This is a genomic window from Rugamonas sp. DEMB1 (assembly GCF_029834475.1).
Classification (GTDB): Bacteria; Pseudomonadota; Gammaproteobacteria; order Burkholderiales; family Burkholderiaceae_D; genus Rugamonas; species Rugamonas rubra.
On the sequence record NZ_CP122407.1, the window covers coordinates 4,151,613 to 4,169,170 of the forward strand.

General features: G+C 68.2%; 16 protein-coding genes and 2 pseudogenes. 8 read left to right on the top strand and 10 right to left on the bottom strand.

Annotated elements, in window-relative coordinates; all coding sequences use genetic code 11:
* Positions 1-11 precede the first annotated feature (11 nt).
* Positions 12-1,300: pseudogene (locus tag QC826_RS18955) on the top strand (c-type cytochrome).
* 22 nt (positions 1,301-1,322) lie between these two features.
* Here the strand turns inward: QC826_RS18955 and QC826_RS18960 are convergent.
* A complete protein-coding gene (locus tag QC826_RS18960; RefSeq protein ID WP_093388486.1) occupies positions 1,323-1,955 on the bottom strand; it encodes an SAM-dependent methyltransferase in 633 nt (210 codons plus the stop codon).
* 308 nt (positions 1,956-2,263) lie between these two features.
* Here QC826_RS18960 and QC826_RS18965 point away from each other — a divergent pair, with 308 nt between their 5' ends.
* Positions 2,264-3,052: a head GIN domain-containing protein gene (locus QC826_RS18965; RefSeq protein WP_093388485.1), complete on the top strand. Its 789-nt coding sequence runs from the start codon at positions 2,264-2,266 to the stop codon at positions 3,050-3,052.
* Between the two features lie 194 nt (positions 3,053-3,246).
* Here the strand turns inward: QC826_RS18965 and QC826_RS18970 are convergent, their stop codons facing one another.
* Together QC826_RS18970 and QC826_RS18975 are read right to left on the bottom strand one after the other, a co-directional pair.
* Positions 3,247-3,582 carry a collagen-like protein gene (locus QC826_RS18970; protein WP_279761961.1) on the bottom strand — a complete coding sequence of 112 codons (336 nt, stop codon included), beginning with the start codon at positions 3,580-3,582 and terminating at the stop codon, positions 3,247-3,249.
* A gap of 167 nt (positions 3,583-3,749) precedes the next feature.
* Positions 3,750-4,874, bottom strand: coding sequence for an Rpn family recombination-promoting nuclease/putative transposase (locus QC826_RS18975; RefSeq protein ID WP_279761962.1), 1,125 nt, complete (start codon positions 4,872-4,874; stop codon positions 3,750-3,752).
* A gap of 65 nt (positions 4,875-4,939) precedes the next feature.
* On the opposite strand from QC826_RS18975, the gene QC826_RS18980 reads away from it, so the two are divergent.
* A complete protein-coding gene (locus tag QC826_RS18980; protein WP_279761963.1) occupies positions 4,940-6,235 on the top strand; it encodes an amidohydrolase family protein in 1,296 nt (431 codons plus the stop codon).
* A gap of 186 nt (positions 6,236-6,421) precedes the next feature.
* Here the strand turns inward: QC826_RS18980 and QC826_RS18985 are convergent, their stop codons facing one another.
* From QC826_RS18985 to purU, 5 genes and pseudogenes are all read right to left on the bottom strand, one after another.
* Positions 6,422-8,707 (bottom strand): TonB-dependent receptor, encoded by a 2,286-nt coding sequence (locus tag QC826_RS18985; RefSeq protein WP_279761964.1) that lies wholly within the window; start codon positions 8,705-8,707, stop codon positions 6,422-6,424.
* 217 nt (positions 8,708-8,924) lie between these two features.
* Complete coding sequence (locus tag QC826_RS18990; protein WP_279761965.1) at positions 8,925-9,368, bottom strand: copper chaperone PCu(A)C; 444 nt, start codon at positions 9,366-9,368, stop codon at positions 8,925-8,927.
* Between the two features lie 128 nt (positions 9,369-9,496).
* A complete protein-coding gene (locus QC826_RS18995; protein ID WP_313872679.1) occupies positions 9,497-9,982 on the bottom strand; it encodes a DUF2946 domain-containing protein in 486 nt (161 codons plus the stop codon).
* A gap of 46 nt (positions 9,983-10,028) precedes the next feature.
* Positions 10,029-10,570, bottom strand: a pseudogene (locus QC826_RS19000) (YaeQ family protein).
* A 39-nt stretch (positions 10,571-10,609) separates the two neighbouring features.
* Entirely contained in the window at positions 10,610-11,479 is an 870-nt protein-coding gene (gene purU, locus QC826_RS19005) for a formyltetrahydrofolate deformylase (protein ID WP_279761967.1), read from the bottom strand.
* Between the two features lie 188 nt (positions 11,480-11,667).
* Between purU and QC826_RS19010 the strand changes: the two genes are divergently transcribed.
* The 4 genes from QC826_RS19010 to QC826_RS19025 all read left to right on the top strand — a co-directional run bounded on the left by QC826_RS19010 (position 11,668) and on the right by QC826_RS19025 (position 14,520).
* Positions 11,668-12,699 carry an NADP-dependent oxidoreductase gene (locus QC826_RS19010; protein WP_279761968.1) on the top strand — a complete coding sequence of 344 codons (1,032 nt, stop codon included), beginning with the start codon at positions 11,668-11,670 and terminating at the stop codon, positions 12,697-12,699.
* 234 nt (positions 12,700-12,933) lie between these two features.
* The gene (locus tag QC826_RS19015; RefSeq protein ID WP_279761969.1) at positions 12,934-13,416 is read left to right on the top strand and encodes a hypothetical protein; all 483 of its coding nucleotides are present in this window, start codon (positions 12,934-12,936) and stop codon (positions 13,414-13,416) included.
* A 33-nt stretch (positions 13,417-13,449) separates the two neighbouring features.
* Positions 13,450-14,025: a hemerythrin domain-containing protein gene (locus tag QC826_RS19020; RefSeq protein ID WP_279761970.1), complete on the top strand. Its 576-nt coding sequence runs from the start codon at positions 13,450-13,452 to the stop codon at positions 14,023-14,025.
* A 108-nt stretch (positions 14,026-14,133) separates the two neighbouring features.
* The gene (locus QC826_RS19025; RefSeq protein WP_279761971.1) at positions 14,134-14,520 is read left to right on the top strand and encodes a KGG domain-containing protein; all 387 of its coding nucleotides are present in this window, start codon (positions 14,134-14,136) and stop codon (positions 14,518-14,520) included.
* Positions 14,521-14,857: 337 nt separating this feature from the next.
* Here QC826_RS19025 and QC826_RS19030 read toward each other — a convergent pair whose 3' ends face one another.
* On the bottom strand, positions 14,858-15,832 hold the full coding sequence (locus tag QC826_RS19030; RefSeq protein ID WP_279761972.1) for an inositol monophosphatase family protein: 975 nt from the start codon (positions 15,830-15,832) through the stop codon (positions 14,858-14,860).
* Positions 15,833-15,910: 78 nt separating this feature from the next.
* On the opposite strand from QC826_RS19030, the gene QC826_RS19035 reads away from it, so the two are divergent.
* Entirely contained in the window at positions 15,911-16,738 is an 828-nt protein-coding gene (locus tag QC826_RS19035) for a helix-turn-helix transcriptional regulator (protein ID WP_279761973.1), read from the top strand.
* Here QC826_RS19035 and QC826_RS19040 read toward each other — a convergent pair.
* Positions 16,735-17,502 carry a TOBE domain-containing protein gene (locus tag QC826_RS19040; protein ID WP_279766536.1) on the bottom strand — a complete coding sequence of 256 codons (768 nt, stop codon included), beginning with the start codon at positions 17,500-17,502 and terminating at the stop codon, positions 16,735-16,737. The genes QC826_RS19035 and QC826_RS19040 overlap by 4 nt on opposite strands.
* Positions 17,503-17,558 lie beyond the last annotated feature (56 nt).

Sequence of the window (17,558 nt, forward strand, 5' to 3'; positions counted from 1 at the left end):
ACGCCCCGCCCATGAAAAAACTCCCCCTCGTCCTGGCCGGCAGCGGCCTGACCCTGCTGGCCCTGCTGGCCCTGGCCACCGCGCTGCTGTGGCCGCGCGACGACGCCGGCCCGCCGCCCTCGCCGGCCGCCGCCGCCCTGCCGCTGCAACAACGCATCGCCCGTGGCGCCTACCTGGCCAAGGCCGGCGACTGCATGGCCTGCCACACCACGCGCGGCGGCGCCGCCTACGCCGGCGGCCGCGCGCTGCAGACGCCGTTCGGCAGCGTGGTCTCGCCCAACATCACGCCCGACCGCGACAGCGGCATCGGCGCCTGGAGCGCCAACGACTTTTGGAACGCCCTGCACAACGGCAAGTCGAAGGACGGCCGCCTGCTGTATCCGGCCTTCCCCTACACCAACTACACCAAGGTCACGCGCGACGACGCCGACGCCCTGTTCAGCTATTTCCAGTCGCTCACGCCGGTGAAACAGACCAACCCGGCGCACAGCCTGCGCTTTCCCTACAACCAGCAGATCATGCTGGCGGCCTGGCGCGCGTTGTACTTCAAGCCGGCCGTCTACCGGCCGCAAACGGGCCAGTCGCTGAGCTGGAACCGCGGCGCCTACCTGGTCGAGGGCTGGGCCACTGCAGCGCCTGCCACAGCGCGCGCAACAGCCTGGGCGCCAGCGCCGACACCCTGTCCGGCGGCCTGATCCCCGTCCTCGGCTGGTACGCGCCGTCGCTCACCTCGGACGCCGAGGCCGGCCTGGGCGACTGGCCGCCCGAGCACATCGCCGCCCTGCTGAAGACCGGCGTGTCGCCGCGCGCCACCGTGTTCGGCCCGATGGCCGAGGTGGTGCGCGAAAGCCTGCAGCATCTGGACGACGCCGACATCGGCGCCATGGCGGTCTACCTCAAGTCGCTGCCGGCCACGCCCGAGCCGTCCGACTACGAGCGCGACAAGTCGCCGCGCGCGCAGGCCTTCCTGGCGGCCGGCGCCAAGTTGTACGAGACCCATTGTGTCGATTGCCACGGCGCCACTGGCGCCGGCCTGCCGCCGGCCTACCCGCCGCTGGCCGGCAACCGCGCGCTGACCACCGAGGAGGCGGTCAACCCCATCCGCATCGTGCTCAACGGCGGTTTCGCGCCCGGCACGGCCGGCAACCCACGGCCCTACGGCATGCCGCCGTTCGGCCATGTGCTCGACGACGGCGAGGTGGCGGCCGTGGTGTCGTATCTGCGTAGTGCGTGGGGGAATAACGCGCCGCCGGTCGGCGGGCAGGATGTGAACCGTTACCGCACCATTCCGCTCGATTGAGCGGCGGCGCGGCCGGCCAGTTTTAGCGGTACTTGAAGCCGGTGCGCAGGTCCATGCTGAAGCGCTTGCCGCCGTCGCTCACGTTGACGGACTCGGGCGGCTCCTCGCCGGCCAGCGCGCCGGAGAACAGCGGCAGGCCCTCGCCTTTGCGCATCAGCTCGTCGCAACGCTCGTAGACGTTGGGGCAGCCGGTCTCGGCCAGCAGGGCCTGGACGATCGGCACCTTCCAGGCGTCGACGCCGCCGGACTGGAACTGGCAGATCAAATAACCGTCGACGCCGCCGTAGCTGTCCACCAGCAGGCCGGACAGGCCATCCTCGTCGCCCCGGATCAGCGCCACGATCTGCGTCGGCGCCGCCTTCTTCACGTTGGCCAGACGTTTTTGCACGGCCGCCTTGACGCGCCGCTTCATCATGGCGTGGTCGATCGGCTCGTCCTCCTTGAAGGTCCAGACGCGGGCGCGGATCTGCGACTTCGAGTTGTAGGCGGCGCGGGCGATGAACTGGTGCGCGGAGTTTTGCACGATGGCGTTCGAGCCCGGCTTCATTTTCTCCTGCGGTTTGCCGTCGACCTTGTCGATGGCGGAGGCGTAGATCAAGATGTCGCCGGCCAGCAAGCTCTTTTCCTTGCCCTGTTTGATGGTGATGATAAGCATGTGATTCCAGTGAGATCGACCGGCGCGGGCCGGTCATTGAGAAGCTGCGCCGCAGGACGGCGCAATACCGGCATGATACCTCATCCGCCGGCGCCGCCCGGCCATCTTGCCGCCGTCCGCCGGCCGACTTCCGCCCGCCGCCGGGCCGACGCGGGCGCGGCCCGTCGGCGCTGCCGGCATTCTGCACCGCGCCGGCTGCAATCCGTCGCAGCGGCGTTTGCGCCGGCGGGCCGGCGGCCTACCATGCGTCCACTGTCAACATCGCCGAGTCGGCACCACCAACGCCCATCCATCCACAGGAGAACACCATGCAAGCTACGCCATCCCCGCGCCACCACCTGCGCCACCTGCTGCTCGCCGCCAGCGTGCTGGCCGCCGCCGCCCCGCTGACGCTGGGCACGGCCCAGGCCTCGCCGCTCGACTGGCTGCGCGGCGAAACGGTCAAGGGCAGCGGCAAGGTGGTCGCGCAGACGCGCGAGCTGGGCCACTTCAGCGCGCTGGGCCTGAGCACCGGCGGCAATGTCGAGATCCGCCTGGGCAACAGCGAGAGCGTCACCGTCGAGGCCGACGACAACGTGCTGCCGCTGATCGAAACCGTGGTCGAGAACGGCACCCTGCGCATCCGGCCGCTGAAGAAGGACCAGCGCCTCGACACCCGCAACCTGAAACTGGTGGTGCAGGCGCGCAGCCTGGAGCGGGTCTCGATGGCCGGCTCCGGCACCGTCAACGCCGAGCGGCTGCAGGGCGAAAAGCTGCAGTTCGACGTGGGCGGGTCCGGCTCGATCAATGTCGGCAAGCTCAGCAGCGAGGCGGTGACCATCTCGATCGGCGGCAGCGGCACCATGAAGGCGGGCGGCAACACCGAGCGCCTGCAGGTGTCGATCGGCGGCTCGGGCAGCGTACAGGTCGGCCAGTTGGCCGCGCGCGACGCCGTGGTCAGCATCGGCGGCTCCGGCCAGGCCACCGTCTACGCGCAGAAGTCGCTCAGCCTGAGCGTGGCCGGCTCGGGCACCATCGGCTACTACGGCGATCCGCAGGTGAGCAAGAGCGTGCAGGGTTCCGGCTCGGTCAAGCGCCTGGGCGGCGCGCCGCAGTAAGCCACGGCGGCACCACCACCACGCCACGCCACGGACGGCGACGGACGCGACGGCACGCCGTCGCCGCACGCCGCCAAACGCAACAAGGCGCGCAGCCATCGCGAGGATGGTTGCGCGCCCTGCCTTGCCGGCGGACTGAGCCGCCGGTCTGGCCTGAATTCGGCTTAGTTCTGCGCAGCTTAGTTCTGCGCAGCTTACTTCTGCGGCACGACGATGACGGTGTCGCCGCCGGTCTTGCCGGTCGCGCCCTTGTCGCCTTTGGCGCCGTCGGTGCCGGGGGCGCCGCTGACGCCCTCGTTGCCGGTGGCGCCAGTGGCGCCAGTAGCGCCGGTGGCACCGGTAGCGCCGGCCTCACCGGCAGCAGCTGGGGCACCCGTATCGCCGGTGGCGCCGGTGGCACCGGTCGCGCCGGCAGGGCCGGGAACCGCGACTGGAACGGCGACCGGTACGACGGTCGGTGGCGCTTCGCGCTGGCAGGCGCTCAAAGCGATGGTGGCGACGAGGACGAGTGGGAGCAGGATGATTTTCATGATGGGCCTTTTTCTTGTAGTACGGGAATGTAACGGCATATCATGCAGCGTCATTGCCACCATGGATGCGCGTTCTCTAGCAGCATCATGCGCCGCAACGACAATCTGTTCCGTTCGCTACCGAACACCCCGGCCAAGTCGGCCGCATCCGCCACCGCCAGCCACCATCAATGCAGCCGGAAGATCCGCTCGGGTTCGTCACCGTCCAGCAAAGCATAAATCCAGTTCTGTACCTGCCTGGCATCGGCGTTGGCGATCTGATTGAGCACATCCGGCCTCGTGCACCTGAGTTGCCCCAAACGCTCCAGCAGAACCGAGCGGAGCGCCAATAGATGCCCCTCTTCCCGGCCCTCTTCTCGCCCCTCTTCCCGGCCCTCCAACTTGCCTTGCTTAAAACCCTTTTGAATCGCCTCGTATTCCAGCATCTGTTCAAAGGTCTCGTAGACGCGCTCGTAGATCATTTTAACCTCCGTGAAATCCGCCCTTACTGGCAGTGTAATCGTCTTGATTCGACGCTGCAAACGCGCGTGAATCCAGCGCTTCAGGCTGTTGCGCAAGGTCGCCGACTGCTGATCGTCGAGCCAGCTGACCAGGCTGCCCAGAATCGCCAGGATGTCCTGCGCGCTGCGCGAGTGCTCCAGGCGAAACAATAAATTGACTAGGTTGCGGCGCGTGCCGGGCAGCTCCAGCTCCAGCCGCGCGCGGTCGACCAGCAAATAGCGCTGCTGCGGCTGCAAGGACTCCAGGCCCTGCGGCGCCGCCAACATCAACTCGGCCAGATCGGTGCTGGCGTTCCAGCGCCGCTGGCCGTGGTACAGCACGATGGGCAGCACCGGCGGCAGCTTGCCGTGCCGCGTCAACTGCCGCTGCTTGAGCAAGTCCTGGTAGAGCAGCCCAACATACACCTGCATGCGCAGCGCCATCCACGGGTCGGTGTGGCTCTGGAACTCCAGCAGGATGTATAGATAGATCCAGTCCGCGCCGACGCGGATGCGCCAGACCATGTCGCTGTGACGCTGTTGCCCGCCGTCGCCGACATAGCTGCCGTTGACGCGCTCGAAGGCGCTCACCTCGAGCTGGTCGGACCAGGCATAGGGCACGAAACCGCGCAACAGATCGCGCACCAGCTCGGGGTGGGCGAACAATTGCTTGTAGCTGGCGTCGGCTTGGACCTTCATAGCAAAATTGTAGCGGCGGCGCTCCAGGTCGAGCTCGCCTGGCGCGCGCGCCGAGCTTGGCGCGGCGCAAAGGCGCCGAAGAAAATCAGGCAAAGCGCGCCCGGAACGGCGCACTTCCCTTCCGGAAAGCTCGATATACTTTCCGCTCCAACAATCCAAAAAACACCCGGGAGATCCACTTGACCGTCGCCACCTCGCCCTTCCGCCGCGCGCTCGCGCTGCCCGCCTTGTTGTTGGCCTGCGCCGCCGCCCACGCGGCCGACGCGCCGGCGTCCCGCATCACCGCCGTCAAGGCGGCCCACATGCTCGACGTGCGCAGCGGCGCCACGCTGGACCAGGCGGTGGTGTTGATCGACGGCGAGCGCATCACCGCCGCCGGCAGCAAGCTGGCCATCCCGGCCGGCGCCACCGTCATCGACCTGGGCGGCAAGACCCTGCTGCCCGGCCTGATCGACACGCACACCCACCTGACCGGCAACCCGGAGGACGCCGGCTACGCGGCGGTGGCGATCTCGGTGCCGCGCGCGGCGCTAACCGGCGCGCGCAACGCCCGCCGCACGCTGGAGGCGGGCTTCACCTCGGTGCGCAACGTCGGCGCCGAAGGCTACGCCGACGTCGCCCTGCGCGACGCCATCAACGCCGGCGACCTGCCCGGCCCGCGCATCGCCGCCTCCGGTCCGGCGCTGGGCATCAGCGGCGGCCACTGCGACGACACCATGCACGCGCCCGAGTACAAGATCAGCGCCGAGGGCGTCGCCGACGGCGTCGACGAGGTGGTCAAACGCACCCGCCAGGTGATCAAGTACGGTGCCGACGTCATCAAGATCTGCGCCACCGGCGGCGTGCTGTCCTTCGGCGACGACCCGCGCGCCTCGCAGTACAGCATCGAGGAGATGCGCGCCATCGTCGCCGAGGCGCACCGCCTGGGCCGCAAGGTGGCCGCCCACGCCCACGGCGGCGACGGCATCCGCCTCGCCGTGCTGGCCGGCGTCGACTCGATCGAGCACGGCTCCTACATCGACGACGAGGGCATCAAGCTGATGAAGGAGCACAAGACCTGGCTGGTGCCCACGCTCTACCTGGGCGACTGGCTGATCGAGAACGCCGAGGCGATCCGCCTGCCCAAGCCGCTGCTGGAGAAGGCCAAGACGGTGCTGCCGATGGCGCGGGTGAACATCGGCCGCGCCATCCAGCAGGGCGTGGCGGTGGCCTTCGGCACCGATTCGGCGGTCTACCCGCACGGCCTGAACGGCCGCGAGTTCGCCGTCTACGTCAAGCTGGGCATGACGCCGCTGCAGGCGATCCGCAGCGCCACCGTCAACGCCAGCCAGTTGATGGGCTGGGCCGACAAGGTCGGCAGCATCGAGGCCGGCAAGCTGGCCGACCTGATCGCCGTCGACGGCGATCCGCTGAAGGACGTGCGCCAGTTGGAGAACGTGCGCTGGGTGATGAAGGGCGGCGTGGTGGCGAAGTAACACCGCTGGACTCCCCAAGAAAGGCAGCCTCGCAGATTGCGCGGAGCGCCGGCCTTACCCCGCAAGAACAGGGGTCTGACCCCGCATGGGGTCAGACCCCGACTTCCGCGTCCCGGGTTTGGGGGCAGACAAAAATGCCCGGAGCGATCCGGGCATTCTTCGTTTACGGCCAGCCTGACGGGACCGTCACAGGTCGTACTTCAACTCGGCCAGCACGGTGCGCTGCGTGTAGGGATGGTAGGCCCAGTACTTGGCGTTGTTGAGGTTGTCGATGCCGACCGAGGCGCTCCAATGCCGGTCGACCCGGTAGCGCACCCGCAGGTCGGTGACGAAGTAGCGCGACACGCCGGTGTAGGTCGAGCCGTTCGGATCGCTGTTGTCCAGGGTGCCGTACTGCTTGCCGCTGTAGCGCGCGCCCAGGCTGGTGGTCCACTTCTCGCCGACGTGGTAGGAGGCGAGGAAGGTGGCGCGCCAGGCCGGCACGCGCGGCTGCCGCTTGCCGACGCTGGCCGGCAGCGCGTCGTTGCTGACGATCTTCGAGTCGGCGTAGGTCAGGCTGTCGTTGATCGACAGGCCGCGCAGCAGCACGTCGTCGGCCTGGTGCGACAGTTCCAGCCCGCTGGTGCGGACGCGGCCGACGTTCTGCACCGTGCTCACCGTCGGGTCGCGCTGCAGCGGCTGCGAGTACAGCGCGTCGCGGGTGTCCTCGTGGAACAGGGTGACGCGCAGGCTGGACTTGGCCAGCATCCGCTCGGCGCTCAACTCGCTGGTCCACGAGCGCTCGGCGCGCAGCTTCGGATCGCTGTTGACAATCTTGTTGCTGGCGTCGAGCGAGCCTTGGAACAGCTCGGCCGCCGTCGGATTGCGCACCGCGCGGCCGGTCGAGGCCTTCAAGGTCCAGTCCTCGTTGGCGCGGAAGGCCAGCGCCGCCTTGGGCGACCAGCTGCTTTCGCTGCGCTCGCCGAACGGCACGCTCACCCCCTTGGCGTTGGCGATCTGGCCGCCGAAGGCCTGCCAGCGCTCCAGCCGCGCGCCCAGCGTCGCCTTCCATTGCGAGTCGATGCGCCAGGCGTCCTGCGCGTACAGGCTCTCCAGCCGGGTGTCGCCGTTGAAGTTGGAGACCAGCTTGCCGTCCGTGGCGTGCAGCCAGTCGCCGCTGCTGAAGACGTGGTTGCGCAGTTGCGCGCTGTCGCGCTGCAGGCCGAAGTCGACGATGTGGGCGCCGGCCATGCCGTCCGGCCGCCAGATGCCCTTCAGCGCCAGCGTGTTCCAGCCGCTGCCGCCCAGGTCGGTGCCGTTGCCGTTGCCGTTGGTGCCGGGGTTGGGCACCGCGTCGGTCGGCGTGCGCACCAGGTCGCTGCCGTAGTCGTAGCGGCTGTAGGCCAGCTCCCAGTCGAACACGCCCTTGCCGTGGCTCTTCAGCGACAGGCCGTGCATCAGGTGCTCCAGCGCGCCGACGCTGGGCGCGAAGTCCGACGGCAGCAGCGCGAAGCTGTTGCCGCCGATGTTGACCACGCCCTTGTAGACGACGTTGCCGGCGCCGTCGCGCAGGTAGGAGCTGGCGCTGCGCGTCACGTCGTTCTTCCACCAGCCCAGCGTGTAGCTGGCGCGCAGCGTCGGCGACACGTCGTAGGCCAGCTTGACCTTGGCGTGGTCCTGCACCGTGTGGATCTGGTTGCTCGCGCCGAGTATCCACCAGTCCTGCGCCTGCGGATTGCGGCCGGCCAGCGCGCCCGTCACCGGCACGCCGGCGCCGTCGGCCTTGCCCTTGCTGAGCAGCTTGTTGGCGAAGGCGATCGGCTGGCCGTTGTTGTCGACGCGGGACAGGTCCAACCACCACGACCAGGCGCCGGCGCGGTCGCCGATGGCGGCGCTGCCCTGCTTGCCGTGGAAGCTGTCGTCACTGCCGTACTGCTGGTACTGCTGGCCGAAGCCGGACAGCTTGAAGTGCGCCTCCAGCTTGCTCGGCATGCGCGTCTGGTAGTCGACCACGGCGCCCACCGCGTTGCCCGGATAGGCCGCCGAGAACGGCCCGTACAACACGTCGACGCGCTCGATCTCCTCCGGCGTCACCAGGCCCCAGCGCGGCGTGTAGGTGGCGCCGTTGCCGAGCAGGTTGGACAGTAGGATGCCGTCGGCGTAGACCAGCGAGCGGGCGCTGTTGCCGGTGCCGGAGGCGCGGCTGGCCAGCACGGCGTGGTCGTAGTCGCCGATGTAGCGCTTGCGCACGTTCAGGCTGGGCAGGTACTTCAGCGCGTCCTCGGCGTCGGTGGCGTTGATGCGGTCCTCGATCTGCGCGCCGCTGATGCCTTCGATGGTGGTCGGGATCTGCGTCGGCAGCGAGCTGGGACGGCCGCCGTTGACCAGCACCACGGCCATGGTCTGCGGCGCGTGGTCGGCGGCGGCCTGGCCGGCGGCGCCGATCAGCGCCAGCATCAACGCCAGCGGTTTGAAATTGAAGGGGGTGGACATGGTCTGTTCTCTTAGTGCTGATACATGGCAGACGCGGCAGACGCGGCGGACGCGGGCAGGCGCGGCCGGACGCGGGCAGGCACAGGCGCGCCTCGGCAACGCCGGCCGGGCGGCCTGCTCATGACATGTATTCGGTTGAAGGCGCGTGCCAACCGCCGCCCTTCCGTCTATGCGGCGGGGCGGCGGTTCAAGCAACGCTGACGGGTGTGGCGGCGGCCTAGTGGGCGGCGGCGCTGTGGGTCGGGGTCTTGATCGGCACCGCAACGGCGATCGACTCGGTCTTCTTGTCCGGGTACTGGATCACCAGGGTCATCGGCACCGTCTCGCCTTCCTTCATCTGGCGCTTCAGGTTCATCAGCATGATGTGGTAGCCGCCGGAGGCGAGCTTGACTTCCTGGCCGGCCGGCAGGTCGAGGCCGGCGATCTGATGCATCTTCATCATCTGGCCATCCATCACCATCTCATGGATTTCGGCGTCGGCCACGCTGGTGCGCACCTCGATCAAACGCGCATCGCGCGTCGACTTGAGCAGCATGAAGGCGCCGGTGGCTTTGGCGGCCGGCACGCTGGCACGCACCCAAGGCTGGCTGACGCTGACCTGGGCCAGTGCGCAGGAAGAAACCGCCATCGACAGCAGCAGAGCGAAGAATTGCTTGTTCATGATATTTCCGATATTTGATGGTGCGGCGCCGGCCGCCAACATGGCTGGCGGCGCCCGCGATAGCCGCCAGGGGCGGCAAGGTCCAGGCGCCTGGCGCCTGAAAACAATGGTTGAACGGAGGGGAAATATCAGACCGCGGGCGGGCCGCGCGGGCGGCCGGCCGACCATGCCGTCAACGGCGAGGGCGAGCGGTAGAACAGCGGCGGTTGAAGGCGGGGCAGGTCGAACAGGCCGGCGCTGACGGCGCCAGCCGGCGGCAGGCCGAAACTGCCGGCGTGCGTGGCACAGTAGCCGCAATCGTCGAGCTTGATGCCGCGCTGCTGTTGCGGCTCCCGGCCGCTGGCCGGCTGCTGCGCCAGCGTGGTGCCGGCGGGCGCCGGCGTCAGGCGGCTGCCGTCGCTGCGGCAGACTTCCCAGGCCGTCGGCTGGCCGTTGGCGAAGGCGATGGCGTGCGAGATCGACGGCGCGAGGGCGTTCAACAGGATCGCGCAGCACGCGAGCCAGATCTGCCACAGTCGAATTGTCGGTTTTCTTGCCATGAAATAATTATAGCGGAAAGCCGGCCGGGCGCGGCGCGGCCACCGCGCCGGCCGGTGGAATCCGGCGGAATCCATAACCTAGGTCAAAAAAGCGCCGAACACGGCGCGCCGGCTAACGCGCTTAGCGCACGTCCTTGATGATCTCGCGCGCCACCTCGACGGTGTCGCTGCCGTCGGTCAGCCAGATCTGGCCGTCCTGGATGGTGCATTGCAGCTGCATGCTGCGCTGGGCCATCTTGGCCAGCTGCTCGGTGGCGTCCGACGGCAGGTTGACCACGGTCAGGTTCTTGCAGCGCTCGACCTTGTTGGCCAGCGCCTTCCACCAGATGTGGCTGGTGGCGCTGTAGCTGTAGACGATGACGTGCTCGGAGCGGCCGCAGGCCTTCAGGATCACCTTCTCGTCGGGCTGGCCGACCTCGATCCACAGCTGGATGGCGCCGGTCAGGTCCTTCTGCCACAGGTCCGGCTCCTCGACGTCGAACAGCCCTTGGTGAAGCTCAGCGCCTCGTTGGCGTGGATGGCGAAGGCCAGCAGGCGCACCATCATCCGCTCGTCGGTCTCGGACGGGTGGCGCGCCAGCGTCAGCGACTGCGTCTCGTAGAAGTTGCGGTCCATGTCCGCGATCTGTAAATCGGCTTTGTAAATCGTTGCTTTGATAGCCATCTGTGAATCTGCCTGACGAATGAGTGTAAATGAAATAAATTATTTGAAGACGACGGTCTTGTCGCCGTTCTGCAAAATGCGGTGTTCGACGAACCACTTGACGGCGCGCGCCAGCACCACGCACTCGACGTCGCGGCCGATCGCCGACAGGGTCTCGGCGTCCATCGAATGGTCGACCCGCTCGACGTCCTGCTCGATGATCGGGCCCTCGTCCAGGTCGCCGGTGACGAAGTGGGCGGTGGCGCCGATCAGCTTGACGCCGCGGTGGTGCGCCTGGGCGTAGGGCTTGGCGCCCTTGAAGCTGGGCAGGAAGGAGTGGTGGATGTTGATCGCCTTGCCCTTCAGCGCGGTGCACAGCTGCGGCGAGAGGATCTGCATGTAGCGCGCCAGCACCACCAGGTCGATCTGGTGGGTGCCCATCAGCTCGATCACCTTGGCCTCCTGCGCCGCCTTGGCCTCGGCCGGCGCGCCGGCCGCCAGCGGCAGGTGGTGGAAGGGGATGTTGTAGCTGGCCGCCAGCTGGTAGAAGTCCATGTGGTTCGAGACGATGGCCGGGATCTCCACCGGCAGCAGGCCGCTCTTGTAGCGGAACAGCAGGTCGTTCAGGCAGTGGCCGATCTTCGACACCATCAGCATCACGCGCGGCTTGTAGCGGGCGTCGCGCAGCTCCCAGTCGAGCTGCATGGTGGCGGCCAGCTCGGCGAAGTCGGCGCGCAGCAGCAGGTCGGAGATGCCGCCGTCGTCGAGCGAGAAGTGGACGCGCATGAAGAACAGGCGCGACTCGGCGTCGCCGAACTGGGCCGAGTCGATGATGTTGCAGCCGTGCTCGGCGAGGAAGCCCGATACGCGATGAACGATTCCGCGCTGGTCAAGGCATGAGAGGGTCAAAATGTATTCGGGATGGGTCATGGCTGGGCTTGGTGAACGGTGGGTGAACAATAACAAGGGCGGTATTGTCGCACGGCGCGGCGCTGTGGTCGCAAAACCACCACGAAACGCTGACGAAATGACCACAATACTAGGTGGCGAGACAAAATAGCACAGTCGTGCGAATATCCGGTATAGTAGGCCCCACAGCCCATTGAGAGGAAGAAAAAATGACAACGCAAGTCTTGGAGAACCTGCAGTTCCGCCTGGCCGCCCGTCCCGTGGGCATGGTCAAGGACAGCGACTGGCAGCAAGTGGTGGAGCCGGTGCGCGCCCTGGCCGACGGCGAGATCCTGGTCAAGGTGCTCTACCTGTCGCTCGACCCGGCCATGCGCGGCTGGATGAACGACGCCAAGTCCTACATCCGCCCGGTGGCCATCGGCGAGGTGATGCGGGCCGGCGGCATCGGCGTGGTGGTGGAATCGCGCAGCGCCAAGTTCGCCGTCGGCGAGCACCTCTCCGGCGGCACCGGCGTGCAGCAGTACTGGGTCGGCGCGGCCGACGACAAGAGCGCCTCCTTCATCAAGGTCGACCCGGCGCTGGCGCCGCTGACCACCTATATGAACACGCTCGGCATGCCCGGCATGACGGCCTACTTCGGCCTGCTCGAGTCCGGCCAGCCGAAGGCCGGCGAGACGGTGGTGGTGTCGGGCGCCGCCGGCGCCGTCGGCCAGACCGTCGGCCAGGTCGCCAAGCAGCTCGGCTGCCGCGTCGTCGGCATCGCCGGCGGCAAGGAGAAGTGCGACTTCGTCGTCAAGGAGCTGGGCTTCGACGCCTGCATCGACTACAAGCAGGGCTCGGTGCGCGACGGCCTGAAGGAACATTGCCCGCAGGGCGTCGACGTGTACTTCGATAACGTCGGCGGCGAGATCCTCGACACCGTGCTGACCCGCATCAACCTGCGCGCCCGCATCGTCATCTGCGGCGCCATCTCGCAGTACAACAACACCACGCCGGTCAAGGGGCCGGCCAACTACCTGTCGCTGCTGGTCAACCGCGCGCGCATGGAGGGCATCGTGGTGTTCGACTACGCCGACCGCTACCACCTCGGCGTGGCCGCGCTGGGCAAATGGCTGCAGTCGGGCGCGATCAAGAGCAAGGAGGACATCGTGCAGGGCATCGAGAACTTCCCGGCGGCGCTCAACATGCTGTTCGAAGGCAAGAACTTCGGCAAGCTGGTGCTGCAGGTGGCGCGCGCCTAAACGCCCGCCCCGCGCCCGCCCCGCGCCGGCCGCCGCGCCGGCCGCCGCACCCTCCGTCGTGATACCCGCCGGGTATCACGACCCTCCCTCCCCCCCGCCCTGCCCCACCGCCCAATTTCGCCCCGCGCGGAACTTGCCGGCGCCGTCAACGTCTATCCTTTGCTGCCACCGCAGCCCGATGCCCGGGCCGGCCCCGGGGTTTTTCATCCAGGAACACAACAGCGAGGTAGAACCATGTTTGCGGAAGCACTCTCACCGGCCGTCAAGGCCCACTGCGACGTTTTGATCAACTTCCACACCGACCTGGCGCGGCGCGCGCTGGAGTCGCTGCAGGCCATCAGCGAGGTGAACATGCGCCTGGCCAGGGAGGCCATGGCCGAGCTGGGCGAGGCCAGCCAGCGCATGCTGGCCGCCGCCACCCCGGCCGAGCAGCTGGCCAGCGCGCGCGGCGATGTCGGCGGCGATGTCGGCGGCAATGCGCTGCGCAATTACCAGCAAGGCCTGGCCGACGCGCTGGCGCGCGCCAACCACAGCCTGGCCCAGTCGGCCGAAGCCCACCTGCCCAACGTCAGCCGCACGGCCAACGCGCTGGCCGACGACATGGTGCGCAAGGCCAACGAGGAAGGCGCCAAGGCCGCCGAGCGGCAGCGCCAAACGCTCGAACGCATGGGACTGCACGGCGCCAACGGCCAGGGCCGCCCCGTGTTGAGCCATTGAGCCAATCACTCAATCACTAAAAGGAGCGCCATCATGAGCCAACAACGCCCATCTACCCCGTATTCGGCCAGCGACGCCATCGCCATGCTGCTGGCCGACCACCAGAAGGTCAAGCAGCTGTTCCGCGAGTTCGACCAGCTGCGCGCGCAACGCGACGAGGCCGACTTGAAAGCCGAGCTGGTCGAGCAGCTGTGCGAGCAGATCACCGTGCACAGCAAGCTCGAGGAGGAGATCTTCTACCCGGCCCTGCGCGCCGCCATCGGCGACGACGAGCTGATGGACGAGGCCGAGGCGGCGCACGCCTCGGTCAGCGACTTGATCCACCAGATCGAGGCGCTGGAGCCGGACGACGAGCAGGTCGACGCCACCGTCACCGTGCTGCGCGAGCAGCTCGAGCAGCACATCAGCGACGAGGAAAGCAATCTGTTTCCCAAGGCGCGGCAGGCCGGCCTCGACCTGGACACGCTGCACGGCGAGATGGCCGACCTCAAGCAGGAACTGGAGGGCGACAGCGGCCCCCGGCCCGCGCCCGGCAGCGGTGGCGGCAGCGGCGGCCGCCGCAGCGGCCGCCGCGGCCAGGCCGGCGGCGACAAGCCGTCGCGTTCCTGAGCGCGCGCCGGAACTTAGACCCGGCCCGGCCCTCTAACCATACAGAGCAGCGGGAAGGATGCGCTGCTCCACTCCAAGCAGTTTTCCCATCGACATCAGGAGACGGACATGGCTAGTAACCAAGGCAGCGAGCAAGGCAAGGGCAGCACTCAAAAGTCGGACAACCAGAGCAGCCAGAAGGGCACGGCCAAACGCGGCTTCGCCGCCATGGACGAGGAAACCCAGCGCGAAATCGCCAGCAAGGGCGGCCAGGCGGCGCATCAAAAAGGCACGGCGCACGAGTTCGACTCGGAGGAGGCGCGCCGCGCCGGACAGAAAGGCGGCGAGGCGGTCAGCCGCGACCGCGAACACATGGCCGAGATCGGCCGCAAGGGCGGCGAGAGCCGGCAGTCGGCGGCGCGCGGCGAGGCCAAGTCGGCCACTCGCGTCGGCAGCTCCGAGCAGCAAACCAAGGGCAGCACGCGGCAGGGAGGCAAGCCCGAAGGGGAACGCTGATGCCGCCTCCGCCGGCCAGCGGCTGACAGCCAGTAGCTGAGGGTAATGCCGCTACGTTAAGGTGGTTCATGGGTGAGTGGCCTGCTGGCATAACCCCGCAAGCCAGGGGTCAGACCCCGTACGGGGTCTGACCCCGACCTTAGCGGATCGGGGTACGGGGTGAAAATGAAGGCCATCGACGGGCTGCCGAGGCTTAACTTAGCGGCATTAGCGGCACTAGCGGCTGAGGGCCGATAGCTGGCCGCTTGCCGCTTGCCGCTACCGCTGCCCGCTGCCCGCTACCAGCTACCAGCTACTTGCTACCCGCTGCCTCCGCTGCTCCCGCACGGGGCCGTGTTCACGCCGCCGCCAGCTCCTGGCTTGGCGGCTGGGGGGCGTGCGGGCGGCATGTTGTGCTGGCGGTGGTCTCCGGCAAGCTTTCGCGCAGGCGTACCAGCATCGAGGCGTGCACCGCCGGCGGCGCGGCGGCGATGCTGGCGGTCGCGCCCAGGCCGTAGGGCAGGCCGTCGACCTGGGTCACCAGGCCGCCGGCCTCGCGCACCAGCAACGCCGCGCCGATGCAATTGAAACCGTCCTCGCCGAACTCCCAAAAGGCGTCGAGGCGGCCGCATGCCACGTAGGCCAGTTGCAGCGAGGTCGGGCCGAAGTTGCGCACCGCGACCACGTCGCGCAGCATGCCGCTGAGCGACTGCCCGGCGCGCGCCATCGCCTGCTGGTCCTTGCCCACATACGGCGGCTGGCTGCTGGCGACGATGCCGTGGTAGTGGCTGCCCTTGTCGTTGACGCGCATCGGCTTGCCGTTGCGGAAGGCGCCGCCGCCGGCCAGGGCGTGGAAGGTTTCGTCGTGCAGCGGGTCGTAGACGGTGGCGAAGACCGCCTCGCCGTCGCGCACCAGCGTCAGCGACATCGCCCAATTGGGAATGGCGCGCACGAACATCACAGCGCCGTCGATGGCGTCGCAGATCCAGTATTCGCCGCGCGACTGCCGACGGGCCGACGCGCCCTCGCCCTCGCCGCCGCCATTGCGCTCGCCACGGCACTCGCCGGCGTCCCCGCCATCGCCATCACCGTCGTCCTCGTCGTCGTCGTTGGCGGCAGCCCGCTCCAGCTCGCCGTCCAGCCAGCCGATGTGCGGATACGCCTCGGCCAGGCTGGCGCGCAGCGCGGCGCCGGCGCCGCCGTCGATGCGCTGGAAGGCGGCGAACATCTCGTCGAGCTCGATCACCGGCTCCTGCTGCCAGAAGACCTCGCACAAGTCGGCGGCGACATCGCGCATGCGCTCGAGCACGTCGTTGGTGTCTATGGTGGTCATGCTGGCTCCTCATGCTGTGAACGAAAAGCACAGCTTGACAGCATCGCGATTGTCCGGCTAACTTCCGGAAGACAAGAAATGACGCGATCGGGCCACAATTTGCAATCCCCCAACACCTTCGACATCACCGTCAACGACCAGGCGCCGATGCAGCTGACGCCGCAATTCGCCTCGGCGGAAAAAATCAAGCACATCCACAGCCATCCCGAGGGCCAGATGTACATCGCCTTCCAGGGCTTGATCGTCGTCGAGGCCGGCGGCGACCGCTCTGTGTTGGCGCCTGGCAGGCTCGGATGGGTGCCGCCGAACATGCCACACGCCGCCAGCGTGCACGGCCACCAGCTCAAGCACGGCCTGGCCGGCTACACCATCCATATGCACGCGGCACTGTGCGCGGCGCTGCCGACGCAGCCGAAGGTGCTGCGCATTTCCTCGCTGGCACGCGCCCTGCTGGAACGCATGAGCGAATGGCCGCATGGCGTGCCGGACAACGCCGCCGCGCTGCGCCTGATGACGGTGTTCCTCGACGAGATCGGCAACGCAGAGCCGGACCCCTTGCATCTGACCATGCCGCGCCAGCCGCGCCTGCAGACGATGGCGGCCGTCATCGCCGACGATCCGGCCGACGACACCGACCTGGACGGCTGGGCGCTGCGGCTGGGCCTGTCGCGGCGCAGCATCTCGCGCCACTTCCGCGCCGAGACCGGCATGTCGCTGGTGGAATGGCGTCAGATCGCGCGCCTGCAAAAGGGCGTGGAATGGCTGGCCGCCGGGCAGTCGGTGACGACGGTGGCGATGGAGCTGGGCTACGACAGCGTCAGCAGCTTCATCGCCCTGTTCCGCCGCATCCTCGGCACCACGCCGGCGCAGTTCGCCAGCGCCCGGCAGCGCGACGGCGCCAGCTAGCCGGCGCGGCCGATGATGACGCTGGAGGCCTTGAAGATGGCGCTGACGGCGCCACCGACGGCCAAGCCCAGCGTGTCGCCGCTGTCGCGCGTGACGATGGCGGCGATGGTGCCGCCGCCCGGCAGCTCGATGCTCACCTCGGAGTTCACCGCGCCCACTTGCAGCCGCGTGATGCTGCCGGCCAACTGGTTGCGCGCCGAGAAGCGCGCCGCGCCGGCATCGCTGACGACGATGATGGCCGACGCCTTGACCAGCGCGAAGGCCGAGGCGCCCACCGCCAGCCCCAGGCTGTCGGTGCTGTCGCAGGTGATGGTGGCGACGATATGCTGGCCGCCCATGATCTCCAGCGTGACCTCGTCGTTGACGGCGCCACGCTTGAGGCTGGTGACGATGCCGCTGAACTGGTTGCGTGCGCTGGTTTTCATTTTCATCTTCTGGATCAACAAAAAGTCATCGGCCAGCGCGTGCGACTGCTGGCTCAGGTGGGCGACGAACTGGCGGTGCTCCTGTTCGATCAGGCGGAAGTTCTCCACCAATTGGGCGCCGCGCTGGGTCAGCCGCGTGCCGCCGCCGCCCTTGCCGCCGGCCAGCCGCTCGACCAAGGTCTCGCCGGCCAGGTTGTTCATCGCCTCGATGGCGTCCCAAGCCGCCTTGTAACTCATCTTGATGGCCTTCGCCGCCGCCGTGATCGAGCCGTGCTCGGCGATGGCCGCCAACAAGGCGACGCGGTCCTGGCCGCCGAACTTCTCGCCGCCGATGGTCATCCACACATTGCCCTGCAGCGCCAGCTGGGCTTCCGGCTTGTGTTCTTGCGGCGCTG